Here is a 12,748-nt window from a genome sequence, read left to right on the forward strand (position 1 = left end):
TAAAAAGTCAGAAAATTTAATTAACATTATAAGATACACTAGGAGGCATTATGAAAACCAAAGCACTTACTAACAAAGAAATATTTGCCATCGGCCTTATGCTGTTCGCTCTCTTTTTTGGAGCAGGAAATATGATTTTTCCTCCTTTACTTGGACAGCAAGCAGGAACACACACTTGGAGCTCCATCATCGGTTTTCTCATTACAGGTGTAGGACTTCCGCTTATGGGTATAATTGCTGTTTCTAAAAGTAACGGAAACTTTACCGAAGTAGCTAAAAAAGTTCACCCTATTTTCGGAATTTCATTTACTATACTGCTTTACTTAGCAATCGGTCCTTTTTTCGGTATACCAAGAACAGATACGGTAGCGTTTGAAATCGGCGTAACACCATTTTTATCAGAAAATGCGGCTGCAAGCAAGATTCCTTTACTTGTCTATACCGTTATTTTCTTTGGCCTAACACTTTATTTATCATTGAATCCAACTAAAATTGTTGATCGCATAGGAAAAATCCTAACTCCTTTGCTGTTGGCAGTATTAGCTCTTTTAGCTATCAAAAGTTTAATGACCCCTATGGGTTCTTTTCAAGAACCTCACGCCAAATATATAGCCTCTCCATTTACGGGCGGCTTTATTGATGGATATTTGACAATGGATACAATCGCAGCTCTCGTATTTGGCATCGTTGTTATCAACAGTATTAAAGAAAAAGGCGTCACAGACGAACAAACACTTGCTTCGATATGTATAAAAGCCGGATTGATTGCTGCTGCTGGGTTAGCTCTCGTTTATCTCTCTCTCGCTTACATCGGTGCTTCAAGCGTAGAAGCAATTGGTATGAAAGAAAATGGAGGAGCTATTTTAACAGCTGTAGCTACAACATTATTCGGTTCGTTTGGAACCATTATTTTAGGACTTGCTATTACATTTGCTTGTTTAACGACAGCCATCGGATTAACTTCTGCTTGCGCACGATTTTTCACGCAGCTGGTGCCGAGCATGTCATATAAAACATTTGTTGTCATTTTAATGCTGTTTAGTGCTGTTATTTCAAATGTAGGTCTTACTCAATTAATTTCTATTTCCATACCTATTTTGACCTTTGTATACCCTATTGCCATTACGCTAATTGCTTTATCGTTAATTGAAAGAGCCATTTCGTTTGGTCGAGAAGTATATGTGACAGCCGTAATCATTAGCTCGATTCTTAGCATTTTTGACGGGTTAAAAGCAGCAGGAATTATCCTAACAGGCATAGACGACTTTTTCAAAAACTATTTGCCGCTTTATAACCAAGGCCTTGGATGGCTCATTCCAACAGTCATTGCCGCCTTCATAGGCTATATTATTAGTATTGCAAGAGGTACACATCACACAGATCGTATACAAAGAAAAGCGTCATAAAAAAGCTCGTGTCCTTTGGACACGAGCTTTTTAACTCTGTGAAGATACAATACGCTGTATACGATCCAGCGCACCAGGATCTACTTGCTCAATAGCTGCAGATGCTTGTTTTAATGCTTCTTTGTATTCGTAATGACGAAATGCTTCTTCTGCTTCTTCTAAAGACTGTGCAATCGAATGATGAGTACTTCTATAACGGTTACCATATTGAATCACTCTTTCAACGAGTCGCGCTTCTTCTAACATTGCCTCTGTTTCATCAAATGTATCCTGAACAAAACCAACAGCATCTTCAAGTAAAGATTGAACAGCTTGAATATTAAGCGGTTTTTCTTTCAGCTTAGCGGTTACTTCATTTAAGATATGAACCGTTTTTTCAAGCTGCACTTTATATTCTTCAGGAACACCAGGAAGGTTGCTTTTTTGAATAAGGCGTCGTGCTTCAATCAACTGAGATTTCAGTTCTTCTATTTTGTCCTTAGCTGAGAGCTCATCTTTGCGAAGAGCTTGTAGCATATCGCTATAGGATTCCTGAGATTCTTTTAATTGGTTAAGCTGTTTGGAAACGTCTTCGAGTTCTTCTTGGATCACACTGTAGGCTAAATTGTGCTCCGCCACCTTGTCCGAAATATTATAGTACAAGTTAGTCAATCGTTTTAGTTCGCGGTCCATTTTATAATATACGTCTAAATCGCGCTCTTTAAAATGATAGCTTTGCTGTACAAATAGCGTTTCTTCACGAAGTTCACGATTTCGTTCTTGAAGCATACGAAGGAAGTTAGATACCGTATGAGATTCACGGTTCATTTTATGATAGGAGAAAACCTCATGCTCAAGTGAGTCATATAACTGCTCTAAGCGTTCATTCACATCATCTAGTTTTGTAATCGCTTCTTCCACATATAATTCTTCAATATCTGCAATAATTTCAGCAGTTTCTTGTTTTAAAAGCTCTACCGTTTCTTCTACTTGCAGATGATCTAACACATATCCCTGCTCACTCATTTCGCGAAACCCGTCAAGCAGTTCATTGAACTGAACAGGAAGAGTGGTCTGACACTCAACTAACACTTTAGGAATTTGTTCTAAATACGAATCAATAGCTGTTAAATCAGTTTTTAATTGAAGAACAATCTCACGTGCTTGAAGATAGTTTCCGTTAATCGTCTCTTCTTCGTATTTTTTAAACTGCTCTTTAGATGTATTAATTGCGTATTCTAACGTTTTTTCAGCATTTCCATAGGAATACCGATGTGCGAGCAATTTTTTCTTCACATGGCGGTGAAGCTGATTTAATTCCTCAATATCATATCGATTATCTTGTTCGCTACCAATTAAATTTTGAAGTTCAGTAAGTATGTTTTCAATATCTATCTTGGTTTGTTCTAAGGCTTGATCAATATGTATAGACAACTGCTTCGCTTTTTTAAATCGGTATTTATCTGCTGCTTCTTCCGTTTCAAACAGTTCTTTATCAACTTTCGGGAGATTAGTTGATATAATTTCATCCCACTGCTCACGCCAACGTTCAAATAGCTCTTCAGTTTGACCTGTCATGTTCAATTCTTTTACTTTTGAAATTTCCTCTGCAACTGGCGTATTTGCTAATTCGACTTTGATCGTTTCCAGGCGATCAATTTCTTGATAAATCTTTTTACGTGAAAACATTCCGTACACAACTAATCCGATAATAAGTATGATTAGTGCTATAATGAATTCCATACTAAGCCCCCTTACAGTGCGTTCTACATGACAAGTTTCTTATTTATAAAAAGGGTGAATTTAATCCTTTAAATTTTTTTGCGTCAATGTTTTTATGATACCATGTAAAGTCCAACTTTTGAGCAAAAAATTAAATTTTTTTATACAAAATATTGGCATGGCGTCACTTTGTGTCGTTACAATGGAAAAAGAAGAAAAAAGGAGGCATTTTTTATGAAAGTTGACAAACATATTCATACTCCATTTTGCCCACACGGTTCACCTGATTCATTGCAACAATATGTTGAACAGGCGATTTCCCTGAACTTTGACGAGATTTCGTTTACAGAGCATGCTCCATTACCAAAAAGCTTCAGTGATCCGACGCCTGATCGCGACAGCGGAATGGATCCTGACAAACTTGATTGCTACATTCAAAACGTACAGCAAGTTAAAAAAGAATTTGAGCGCGATATTCGCATTAATATCGGATTGGAAGTTGATTTTATTGAAGGATTTGAACACGAAACAACAGATTTCTTAAACGAGTATGGTCCTCATCTCGATGACAGTATCCTTTCTGTCCACTTCTTAAAACATGAAGAAGGATATGACTGCCTAGATTTTAGCTCTGACGTATTTGCACATATTGTACAGAAATTTGGCAGCGTAAGCAAAGTATATGATAAGTATTACAACACGGTATTACGCTCTGTACAGGCCGATTTAGGCGTTTATAAGCCTAAGCGCATTGGGCATATGACACTCGTACATAAATTTCAAACTCGCTTTCCATATGACGACACGCTTTCCCCTATTATTTTATCAATACTCGATGAAATAAAAATGAAAGATCTGGCTTTGGACTATAATGGTGCAGGGTTGTTTAAGCCTTTGTGCAAGGAAGCGTATCCAGCTCCCTTTGTCGTAAAAGCAGCCCAACAGAAAAAAATCCCTCTCGTATATGGGTCAGACGCCCACTGTGCGAAGGATTTAGGCCAAGGCTATGGAGAGCTCCATTTAGGATAATTGAACGCGCAGTTTGTTTGTCCGTTCATATGGCAAACATACCGTTGTGTGCACCCATTGCTCAAGCTCAATCGCATATTGCTGAACAAAATACGGTTCGTGAGGCAATATATGAAGAACTTCACTTAGGTACTGAGGATGGAGATAAGGCATAGACAGCATGCCCTTAAGCTCAATGATTGTAAAGGAAACGTGCAGCTTTCGAAACTCCTTTTCTTTCATCCCTCTTTCAAGGATTGTTTTTAAGTAGTATTTTTCCTTGGTTAAATACGTAGTCATAACTTCTCGAATTAAAATCGTGTCAAGAGAGATTTCTCTATATACAAGCCGGGCAATGTGCCTATTTTCGTGCTGGTAATGTAAGATAGCTCGAATCATCACGATCATACTTTCTGTTGGAGACAGTTTTTTCATTTCTTGGAATGCTTGCTCCAGCACCCCAATATAACCTTCAAAATAAGAAATCACTAAACTTTCAAGCAATCCTTCTTTGCTATGAAAATAATATGAAATATTCGCTACATTCACTTTCGCTTTCCCAGCAATCTCGCGCACCGACGTACCATCAAAACCTTTTACGTTAAAAAGAGAAACAGCCGCATCAATAATTTTCTCTTTCGTTTTTGACTGTACAGCCATCTATCTACACCTCATTTCGATTTATTTTTACAAAACACATATGATTGCAAAATTGTGTAGAAATCGTTACAGTATTTAAAAAGGATTTTAGTAGCCTCTCTACATAATTCGTGATAGGCTTTTTAGTTCCTGTAATCTTTTATCGACAAAGTAGCGTTAAAACTGACGTTTCCTGATAAAAATTCATTAAATCTTATGTTGAATGGAGGAGAATACATTGTTTAATGTCGAAAACTACAGCGGCTCAAAACAAAAGGATTATGAATTAGTAATTAAGCAATTACGCGCCCTATTAGAAGGAGAAAGCAATACCATTGCTAATCTAGCAAATGCTTCAGCTTTACTAAATCAATTTTTAAATGAAGTAAACTGGGTAGGTTTTTATTTAATGGAAGACGGCGAGTTAGTACTCGGTCCTTTCCAGGGGTTGCCGGCTTGTGTTCGAATTCCACTTGGAAAAGGCGTATGCGGTACAGCAGCTCAAAATCAAAGAACAGAGCGAATCGAAGATGTTCATGCATTCCCTGGCCACATTGCATGTGATGCTGCTTCTCAGTCTGAAATCGTTGTGCCAATGGTAAAAGACGGTAAACTTTTAGGTGTTCTTGATATTGACAGTCCAATCAAGAATCGCTTTGATGAAATCGATCAACAGTATCTTGAAGAATTCGTCAAAGAACTCACTTCTTTTCTTTGAATATGAATAAGCAAAAAAACCGCTGCACATCAGCGGTTTTTGCTTATTAAACAAACGTTTGATTAGCCCATCATCACCGTTTTCTTATGTTCTTTCTTCTCCTTTCATCCTTCAAAAGAATATATCCTTTCTTTTACATTCTTTTAATCTTCAATCTTCCTTGACTTTATACGAGGAAACACCTATAATACTCGTTGTGTGAAATATTGCAGCTTATACAATCTTCTTTATGTTTTTTCATTTTGTTCCTCATTAAAAGATTGTTTTACAGAAGTAGCAAGTCTTTTAACAAGATGGTGTATCGTGTAACTCTCTGCTGCTAGAGCGATGGTACATGAAAACAAAATGAGCATATCGCTAGAATGTGTCTGTTTTTGTTTTGCATAAAATAAAAACACAAACAAGGAGGAGTCATCATGGCTCGTTATACAGGTCCAAGTTGGAAAATCTCTCGTCGCTTAGGTCTTTCTCTAAGTGGTACAGGTAAAGAATTAGAAAAACGCCCTTACGCTCCAGGTCCACACGGCCCAGGTCAACGTAAGAAAATTTCTGAGTACGGTTTACAATTACAAGAAAAGCAAAAATTACGCCACATGTATGGTGTAACTGAGCGTCAATTCCGTAACTTATTCGTTGCTGCTGGTAAATTAACTGGTAAGCACGGTGAGAACTTCATGATTCTTTTAGAAGCTCGTCTTGATAACTTAGTATACCGTATGGGTCTTGCACGCACTCGTCGTCAAGCTCGTCAATTAGTTAACCACGGTCACGTTTTAGTTGACGGTAAACGCGTTGACATCCCATCTTACCGTGTACAACCTGGTCAAGTGATCGGTGTTCGTGAAAAATCTCGCAACCTTTCAATCGTGAAAGAAGCGCTTGAAGTTAACAACTTCGTACCAGACTACTTAACAGTAGACGCTGAGAAATTAGAAGGTACATTCACTCGCTTACCAGAGCGTTCTGAATTATCTGCTGAAATCAACGAAGCACTAATCGTAGAGTTCTACTCTCGTTAATAGTAAAAAAGCCGTTCCTTATGGAGCGGCTTTTTTACTGTCTATATATAGAAAAAAAGGCCTTTCGGCCTTTTTTTATGCGTATTGAATAAGCGTATATTTTTTCTTGCCTCGACGAATCACTGTGAATTGACCTTCAATACGGTCTTCTGCACCTACTGTTTTTTGTAAATCTTGCTCGCGCTCACCATTTAAGTAAATAGCCCCGTTTGAAATATCTTCACGTGCTTGACGTTTAGAAGGAGAAATTTTACTTTCTACAAGTAAATCAATTAAACCAATATCTTCACCTGTATGCGTGTAAGAAGGAACATCCTTGAAGCCTTGCTTAATTTCTTCTGCTGTTAACTCTGAGATACTTCCGCTAAATAAAGCTTGCGAAATACGAATTGCTTGCTCAAGAGCTTCTTCACCGTGTACAAGCGTAGTCATCGCTGCCCCTAGTGCTTTTTGTGCTTCGCGTTTTTCAGGAGCTTCTTTTGCAGAAGCTGCTAATTCATTAATTTCTTCGTGTGATAAGAATGTAAAGTATTTTAAATATTTTATAACATCACGATCATCTGTATTAATCCAGAATTGGTAGAATTCATACGGACTTGTTTTTTCAGCGTCTAACCAAATTGCTCCGCCTTCTGTTTTACCGAACTTCGTTCCGTCAGCTTTTGTTACAAGCGGAACTGTTAATCCAAATGCTTTTGCATCTTCTTCTGATTTACGAATTAATTCTAAGCCAGCCGTAATATTTCCCCATTGGTCGCTGCCGCCAATTTGAAGCTTACAGTTATATGTTTGGTATAAATTCAAGAAATCGTATGACTGTAAAATCATGTAGCTAAATTCCGTAAATGAAATGCCAGATTCGATACGAGATTGAACAGAATCCTTTGCCATCATATAGTTAATACCAAAGTTTTTACCGATATCTCGTAGGAATGTAATAACATCTAATGAACCAATCCAGTCATAGTTATTCGCAATAACTGCTGCATTTTCACCTTCTTCGAAATCTAAGAAGCGTGAAAGCTGACCTTTGATACGCTCACTAAACATAGCAACCGTTTCTTTTTCGTTTAACGTACGCTCTGCTTTTTTACCGCTTGGATCTCCAATAAGACCCGTACCTCCACCAACTAATGCAATTGGTTGGTGTCCAGCTTGTTGAAAGCGACGCAAAATTAAAACAGGAAGCATGTGGCCGATATGAAGGCTGTCGGCTGTTGGATCGAATCCGCAGTATAAACGAACAGACTCTTTACTCAAAAGTTCACTTAAACCTTTTTCATCCGTTTGTTGGTTAATGAGCCCTCGAAACTCAAGATCTTGTAAAATATCCATGTTATATATTCTCTCCTTTATCTAATTGCTCGTTGCAATTTGTTGAACAACATAAAAAACGCCCCTTCTTAAAAAAGAAGGGACGAAAATATCGCGGTACCACCCTATTTGGAAATAAATTATTTCCCACTTAAATGATGTAACGGTCTACCCGTCTTTTGCTACTGTAAGTTCACAAAAGATGCTCAAGGACGTATTTCATATTTGTCTATGTACTGATTTTCAGCAACCATCAGCTCTCTTAAACAGGGAGACAAGTATTACTTCTTCCTATCACTGCAGTTTATTTTATTTAAAAGTTTACACCCCACAATTATGAATGATTTCATTTTAAAATTCAAGTCCAAAAAAAAGTTCAAACAGCTGGCTGTTTGAACTTTATAAAAACCACTTATTTTTCCTACAAAGATTGAAACATTTACTCCTTAGTCTTCCATCGTTGACAAATCTCCCGTTGGCAAATCTAATTCCCAAGCTTTTAAAACGCGACGCATAATTTTACCACTTCGTGTTTTAGGTAGCTTATCTTTAAACTCGATTTCACGCGGGGCTGCATGAGCAGCTAACCCTTTTTTCACAAATTGACGAATATCTTCAATCAGTTCATCTGAAGATTCATACCCATCTCTAAGTGCGATAAATGCTTTAATAATTTCCCCGCGCACAGGGTCAGGCTTACCAATAACACCCGCTTCTGCTACAGCAGGGTGTTCAACAAGCTTACTTTCTACTTCAAATGGACCCACGCGTTCTCCTGCCGTCATAATAACATCATCGATTCGGCCTTGGAACCAAAAATAACCGTCTTCATCCATATACGCCGAATCACCTGATACGTACCAATCACCTGGCATAAAATATGACTCATACTTTTCTTTGTTGTTCCAAATCGTATGCATCATAGATGGCCAGCCTTTTTTAATTGCTAAGTTACCCATTCGATAAGGTGGAAGCTCTTGTCCTTGATCGTCAACGATTGCTGCTTGTACACCTGGAATTGGTTTCCCCATAGATCCTGGCTTAATTTTCATAGACGGATAATTACAAATCGTCTGACCTCCAGTTTCGGTCATCCACCACGTATCATGAATACGTTTTTGGAACACCTTCATTCCCCAGCGTACCACTTCAGGATTTAACGGTTCTCCCACACTTAATACATGTCTGAGATTACTTAAATCATAGCGTTTAACTAAGTCATCACCAGCACCCATTAGCATACGAAAAGCTGTAGGTGCACTGTACCAAACCGTTACGCCAAAATCTTCAAGTGCTTGATACCATGCATCTGGACTAAATCGTCCTCCCACAATCACATTGGTTGCTCCAGCAAGCCAAGGACCAAAAATCCCATAGGAAGTCCCCGTTACCCAACCGGGATCTGCTGTACACCAATACACATCGTCATCTTTTAAGTCGAGCACCCACTTAGCAGTTTGATAATGCTGAAGCATTGCATTATGAACGTGAAGCACCCCTTTTGGTTTGCCAGTTGAACCTGATGTATAATGAAGTAGCATACCATCTGTTCTATCTACCCACTCAATTTCCACCTCTTTATTCGCCGCTTCTAATCGCTTCAGAAAATCTAGTTGAATGCCTTCTTCTTCTACATTTTCCCCTACCAGGAGAATGTGTTTTAAAGCTGGCAAATCTTTCACCGGAACGCGGCTCAGCAATTCAGGCGTCGTAATTAACACTTTTGCATCACTGTCTTGCAAACGATCTTTTACTGCACCTTCCATGAACGCTTCAAATAAAGGCCCAACAATAGCGCCAAGCTTCACCGCGCCTAACAATGCAAAATAAAGTTCCGGAGAGCGAGGCATAAAGATAAACACGCGATCTCCCTTCTCTACGTCTGCTTGTTTTAGCACGTTTGCGGCTTTGTTTGACCATTCTTTCATTTCTTTGAATGTATATTTTTCATTGCGCTGCGCATCTCGATAGTAAAGCGCAACTTTATTTTTACGCGTAGAGTTTGCGTGCTTATCAATTGCTTCATAAGCTGCATTTAATTTACCTGTTTCATGCCATGAAAATTCCTTCTCCACTTGTGACCAGTCAAAGGTTTGATACGTTTTATCATAGTCCTGTAAGTTGTATACCCCTTCAATTACAGGAAGCGCTTCCACCTTCATCACAAACTCCCCCTTATGTATAAAATTTACAAACCTATTATATAACAAAAATAGACTTTTCACAATTTTATAAAAATTATTTGTCGGAATTGGGATAATAGTCTCCCTTGTTATATGACAACCTCTGTTATAGAAGTGTCGAATTAACAAGAATCTCTTTTAATTTCCTATTCTATGTTTTTTAAAAAACTCCTTTTCTTTTATTTAATTTTTTGAAAACGCTTTAATATAGAGTTTTTTTTGTATTATAATACAGATAAGACTGCTTGAAGGTGGTGATTCATGTGAAACATTCCCAAACATACAATATGAAAGAACTAAAAACAGCTGTTGGAGCAATTGTTATTGAAGGACCTGTCTCCTCCAAGACCTTGCAACAACTTGATTTTCATGAGCAACTAACGGCCTTTCGTCCACCTGAACAGCAAAAAGAAGCATTGATCGAGATTGCCAACTTGCCTGAAGGTAGAATCATTATTGCTCGCCATCATCATACAATCATTGGTTATGTAACCTTTTTATATCCCGATCCTCTAGAACGATGGTCAGAAGGAAATATGGAGAATTTAATCGAATTAGGAGCTATAGAGGTAGCCGCTCCATTTCGCAGCTACGCTGTTGGTAAAAACTTGCTTATCGTATCTATGATGGATGATGCAATGGAAGATTATATTGTCATTACGACAGAATACTATTGGCATTGGGATTTAAAAGGAACAGGGCTAAATGTGTGGGATTACCGCAAAATTATGGAGAAAATGATGAATAAAGGCGGACTGACGTGGTTTGCCACAGATGATCCGGAGATTAGCTCCCACCCTGCTAATTGTTTGATGGTAAGAATCGGGAGCAGAGTACCTCAAAAAAGCATACAAGAATTTGATAGCCTGCGCTTTCGAAATCGCTTTATGTATTAAGCTGACCTTTAAGAAAAGGAGCTGTGTCTGATGATTGTTGAAGAGATGATGAAAACCGATCTCGTTACCTTAACCCCCGACCATACGATTGCTGAAGCTATGAAACTTTTAGATACACATAAGATTAGACATATTCCTATCGTTAATGACCTTCATCACGTAGTTGGCATCATTTCTGATCGAGACGTAAGAGATGCAAGTCCATCTATTTTAGATAATACTTATACATCTGCTCTTCTATCTGAACCCGTACGGATGATTATGCAAACAGAAGTCATTACAGCTCACCCTCTTGATTTTGTTGAAGAAATTGCAAGTATTTTTTATGAACATCAAATCGGTTGTATTCCCGTCACAAAAAACAAGCGGTTAGTAGGCGTTGTTACCGAAAGAGATCTATTACATACGTTTATTCAGCTTACCGGCACTAATAAGCCAGGTTCACAAATTGAAATAAAAGTAGAAAATAAGGCTGGTGTTCTCGCTGAAGTTACATCCCTCTTTGGTTCAACGAGAACAAACATCTTAAGTGTACTTGTCTACCCTGATGTAGATGAACGATATAAAATCCTTGTGCTTCGCATTCAAGCTATTAATCCATTGATTAGTATAAATACATTAAAAGAAAACGGCTATGAGGTGTTGTGGCCTAAATTACCGGAGATGACGTAATGACTAGTAATGCTGTATTTATTTATTCAGATGATATTCTTTCGTACAAATTCAGCAATAATCATCCGTTTAACCAGCTTCGTGTTCAACTAACATATGAACTGTTACGGGAATTTGGCGCTTTAGGCAATCAAGATATTGTATTACCGCGGATGGCATCTGATGAAGAACTTCAGCTTGTCCATGATACTAGCTATATTCAAGCGGTAAAATTAGCAGGAAGCGGTGAGCTTTCTATTGAAAAAGCAGCAGATTTTGGTCTTGGAACAGAAGATACACCTATGTTTCCCAACATGCATGAAGCCAGTGCTTTTTTAGTTGGGGGTACACTTACTGCTGTAGATTATGTGATGACTGGAAAAGCTAAGCATGCTCTAAATTTAGGAGGAGGATTGCACCACGGCTTTCGAGGAAAAGCTTCCGGCTTCTGTATTTATAACGATAGCGCGGTAGCCATCAAATATATGCAGCAAAAGTACAACGCGCGCGTTCTCTATGTCGATACAGATGCTCACCACGGTGATGGCGTGCAATGGACATTTTATGACGACCCTTCCGTTTGTACTCTTTCCATTCATGAAACGGGACGCTACTTGTTTCCAGGCACGGGAAACGTTAACGAACGCGGGCACAGTGAAGGCTATGGTTATTCATTTAATGTGCCTGTTGATGCTTATACGGAAGATGAGTCTTGGCTCGACGTTTATAAGACCTCTTTAAAAGAAGTAGCTGCTTTTTTTAAACCAGATGTTATCTTGACACAAAATGGAGCCGATTCTCATTATTACGATCCGCTCACTCATTTATGCGGCACCACGAAAATATACCGTGAAATTCCTAAAATTGCTCATGAAATTGCCCATGAATACTGTCAGGGAAGATGGATTGCGGTTGGCGGAGGAGGTTATGATATTTGGCGGGTTGTTCCTCGGGCTTGGTCATTCATTTGGCTTGAAATGATTGAACGAAAGGCAGAAGGCATGCTTCCTCTGTCATGGCTTGAAAAATGGACAAAAGTATCGCCTCACCCCGTTTGCACACAGTGGGATGATGAACCTAATATCTATCAGCCAATTCCAAGAAAACCAGAAATAACAGAAAAAAACGCTCAAACTCTTGAGCGCGCTCTTTATCCTATTCGTTCTCATACATCTCATTCTTAAAAAAAGGCTATACAAGCGTATGGCCTTTT

Annotated in this window: 11 protein-coding genes and 1 other annotated feature; of the genes, 7 read left to right on the forward strand and 4 right to left on the reverse strand. The window is 38.5% G+C overall.

What is annotated here, in order from left to right; all coding sequences use genetic code 11:
* The first annotated feature begins 50 nt into the window (after positions 1-50).
* Positions 51-1,406, forward strand: a complete 1,356-nt coding sequence (brnQ, locus tag LJC66_RS24380) for a branched-chain amino acid transport system II carrier protein (protein WP_230933681.1) — start codon at positions 51-53, stop codon at positions 1,404-1,406.
* A 30-nt stretch (positions 1,407-1,436) separates the two neighbouring features.
* Here brnQ and ezrA read toward each other — a convergent pair whose 3' ends face one another.
* Positions 1,437-3,128: a septation ring formation regulator EzrA gene (gene ezrA, locus LJC66_RS24385; RefSeq protein ID WP_230933682.1), complete on the reverse strand. Its 1,692-nt coding sequence runs from the start codon at positions 3,126-3,128 to the stop codon at positions 1,437-1,439.
* Between the two features lie 213 nt (positions 3,129-3,341).
* Between ezrA and hisJ the strand changes: the two genes are divergently transcribed.
* The gene (hisJ, locus tag LJC66_RS24390) at positions 3,342-4,136 is read left to right on the forward strand and encodes a histidinol-phosphatase HisJ (RefSeq protein WP_230933683.1); all 795 of its coding nucleotides are present in this window, start codon (positions 3,342-3,344) and stop codon (positions 4,134-4,136) included.
* Here the strand turns inward: hisJ and refZ are convergent.
* On the reverse strand, positions 4,128-4,775 hold the full coding sequence (gene refZ / locus LJC66_RS24395) for a forespore capture DNA-binding protein RefZ (RefSeq protein WP_050688629.1): 648 nt from the start codon (positions 4,773-4,775) through the stop codon (positions 4,128-4,130). The genes hisJ and refZ overlap by 9 nt on opposite strands.
* A 217-nt stretch (positions 4,776-4,992) precedes the next feature.
* On the opposite strand from refZ, the gene LJC66_RS24400 reads away from it, so the two are divergent.
* Both LJC66_RS24400 and rpsD read left to right on the forward strand, forming a co-directional pair.
* On the forward strand, positions 4,993-5,472 hold the full coding sequence (locus LJC66_RS24400) for a GAF domain-containing protein (RefSeq protein WP_013085220.1): 480 nt from the start codon (positions 4,993-4,995) through the stop codon (positions 5,470-5,472).
* 416 nt (positions 5,473-5,888) lie between these two features.
* Positions 5,889-6,491 carry a 30S ribosomal protein S4 gene (gene rpsD, locus LJC66_RS24405; RefSeq protein WP_013059485.1) on the forward strand — a complete coding sequence of 201 codons (603 nt, stop codon included), beginning with the start codon at positions 5,889-5,891 and terminating at the stop codon, positions 6,489-6,491.
* 75 nt (positions 6,492-6,566) lie between these two features.
* Here rpsD and tyrS read toward each other — a convergent pair whose 3' ends face one another.
* A complete protein-coding gene (tyrS, locus tag LJC66_RS24410) occupies positions 6,567-7,826 on the reverse strand; it encodes a tyrosine--tRNA ligase (protein WP_028410504.1) in 1,260 nt (419 codons plus the stop codon).
* 75 nt (positions 7,827-7,901) lie between these two features.
* Positions 7,902-8,112: a binding site (T-box leader), on the reverse strand.
* A 139-nt stretch (positions 8,113-8,251) separates the two neighbouring features.
* On the reverse strand, positions 8,252-9,967 hold the full coding sequence (gene acsA, locus LJC66_RS24415) for an acetate--CoA ligase (RefSeq protein ID WP_043975961.1): 1,716 nt from the start codon (positions 9,965-9,967) through the stop codon (positions 8,252-8,254).
* A 284-nt stretch (positions 9,968-10,251) separates the two neighbouring features.
* Here acsA and LJC66_RS24420 point away from each other — a divergent pair, with 284 nt between their 5' ends.
* Genes LJC66_RS24420 through LJC66_RS24430 form a run of 3 tightly spaced genes read left to right on the forward strand, consistent with a single transcriptional unit; the run spans position 10,252 to position 12,719 of the window.
* A complete protein-coding gene (locus LJC66_RS24420; RefSeq protein ID WP_028410502.1) occupies positions 10,252-10,884 on the forward strand; it encodes a hypothetical protein in 633 nt (210 codons plus the stop codon).
* A gap of 30 nt (positions 10,885-10,914) precedes the next feature.
* Positions 10,915-11,556 (forward strand): acetoin utilization AcuB family protein, encoded by a 642-nt coding sequence (locus tag LJC66_RS24425; RefSeq protein ID WP_016765739.1) that lies wholly within the window; start codon positions 10,915-10,917, stop codon positions 11,554-11,556.
* Entirely contained in the window at positions 11,556-12,719 is a 1,164-nt protein-coding gene (locus tag LJC66_RS24430) for an acetoin utilization protein AcuC (protein ID WP_050688631.1), read from the forward strand. The genes LJC66_RS24425 and LJC66_RS24430 overlap by 1 nt, the downstream gene beginning before the upstream one ends.
* The last annotated feature ends 29 nt before the right edge of the window (positions 12,720-12,748 follow it).

Origin of the sequence: Priestia sp. TSO9, from assembly GCF_021029645.1 — a bacterium.
GTDB lineage: Bacteria > Bacillota > Bacilli > Bacillales > Bacillaceae_H > Priestia > Priestia megaterium_E.